Consider the following 1,040-nt stretch of genomic DNA (forward strand, 5'->3'; position numbering starts at 1 on the left):
ACCGGACTCGGCCGTATCCGTCTGGCGGGCCTGCCGGATCTCATCCTCGGGTGGGCCGAAGACCTTGCGCGTCAGGCGCACATACCAGGCGGCCGCCTGGACCTGGATGACGAAGGCGATCGCGATGACCAGGGCGGCATTCGCCCCCTCGGCGCCGAACGCGTTCATGGCGATCGCCAAAGCGATGGAGAGGTTGCGCATCACGGATCCGTAGACCAGCGCGATGGCGTCGCCCCGCGGCAGGAGGGCCTTGCCGAGCAGGGTGCTCAGCGGGAAGTTGATGGCGTAAAGCAGGGCCACCGGGGCCAGGATGTAGAGCAGCCGCTCCGGCGCCGCGAGGATGGTCTCGGCGTTGAGCGCCATGGCGATGAAGACGATGCCGAGGACGCCGAGCGTGGACAGGGCCGGGAAGCGGAAGGCCCAGCGGTTGCGGAAGTCCTCCTGGCCGTAGCGGCGCACCAGCGCGCGCTGGGTGAGCACGCCGAGGATGAGCGGCAGCACCACGATCACCAGCACCTGCTGGGCGATGGCCCAGAGATCGACGTGGATCTGCGCGCCGAGCAGGGCCTCCACATAGAAGGGCGTCGCGAGGGCCCCGAGCAGGAGCCCGATGACCGTCATCTTGACCGCTGCGGCGAGGTTGCCGCCGGCGAAGCCGGTCCAGGAGATGGTCATGCCGCTGGTGGGTACCAGGCCCGCGAGCAGCAGTCCCAGCGCCATGTAGGGCTGGTCCGCGAAGAAGAGCAGGCCCAGGCCGAAGGCGATGAACGGGATGACGGCGAAGTTGACGCCCTGGGTGAGCAGCTGGGCACGCAGATCCTCCCAGCCGGTGAGGTGCGAGACCCGCAGCGTGACCATCATCGGGTAGACCATCAGGAAGGTCAGGGGCAGGACGAGCCACCGCAGCGGATCCGAGGGCAGGAGGGCGCCGTAGAGGAAGCCCAGGACCAGCATGGCCGGGATGGCCCAGGTCAGGCGCTTCTGGATCGCGTAGAGGATGGACCACATGGTCGTGCTCCTCCCTGGCAGCAGGCGAATGG

At 68.5% G+C, this 1,040-nt stretch carries 1 protein-coding gene; it reads right to left on the minus strand.

Features of this window, described 5'->3' with window-relative positions; translation table 11 throughout:
* Positions 1-1,008: arsenic resistance protein (locus LRG07_RS13690; RefSeq protein ID WP_238635776.1), on the minus strand; the 1,008-nt coding region annotated here is incomplete at its 3' end.
* Between the last annotated feature and the right edge of the window lie 32 nt (positions 1,009-1,040).

Source organism: Halorhodospira sp. 9622 (genome assembly GCF_022228025.1).
In the GTDB taxonomy this organism is placed as follows: domain Bacteria; phylum Pseudomonadota; class Gammaproteobacteria; order Nitrococcales; family Halorhodospiraceae; genus Halorhodospira; species Halorhodospira halophila_A.